1 protein-coding gene and 1 pseudogene are annotated in these 698 nt (G+C 62.3%); both read right to left on the reverse strand.

Going from position 1 to position 698, the window contains the following annotated elements:
• A partial coding sequence (locus JF66_RS15740; protein WP_231556461.1) for a nucleotide sugar dehydrogenase occupies window positions 1-551 on the reverse strand: 551 nt, incomplete at its 3' end.
• Between the two features lie 70 nt (window positions 552-621).
• A pseudogene (locus JF66_RS25410) lies at window positions 622-693 on the reverse strand (hypothetical protein); the annotation flags it as partial.
• Window positions 694-698: the final 5 nt, after the last annotated feature.

A 698-nucleotide genomic window follows, 5' to 3' on the forward strand; every position in this document is an offset into this window, starting at 1 on the left:
GGCTTACCGCGCTCGTTCAGCAGCTCGAGCATGCGCTGCACGACATATTGCGGCATGTGGTCGTTCACGTCGTTGGCGAGTTCGACGAAGCGAAAATTCTGACCCAGTTTGCGTTTTACCTGCCACGACAGGTAACTGGGGTCGACGGGCAGGCAGTGGCCGCCCACGCCAGGTCCGGGGGTGAACTTCATGAACCCGAAGGGTTTCGTTCCGGCCGCCTCGATCGACTCCCACACGTTCACTCCGAGCTGGTGCGCGAAAATGGCAAGCTCGTTGACGAGGGCGATATTCACGTGGCGGAAGGTGTTCTCGAGCAGTTTGGTGAGTTCGGCCTCCTTCGGAGAGCTCACGGGAACAGTCTGGTTCACGAGCTCGTCGTAGAAGGCCTTCACGTGGGCGAGCGAATCCGCGTCAATGCCGGACACCACCTTCGGGGTCTCGACGAAGCCCCACAGACTGTTGCCGGGATCGATACGTTCGGGGCTGTAGCCCACGTAGAAGTCGCGTCCGGCCTGCAGCCCCGAACCGTTCTCCAGAATCGGCACGAGCATCTCTTCGGTCGTGCCGGGGGTAGGTCGTGGATTCGAGAATCACCGTGGCGCCGCGGGTGAGGTGTTCGGCGAGGGAGGCGCTCGACCCTTCAATGAAGGAGAGGTCGGGCAGGGTGTCCCGCAGCGGCGTGGGAACCGTGATGACGG

It is taken from the genome of Cryobacterium sp. MLB-32 (assembly GCF_000738085.1).
Taxonomy (GTDB): domain Bacteria; phylum Actinomycetota; class Actinomycetes; order Actinomycetales; family Microbacteriaceae; genus Cryobacterium.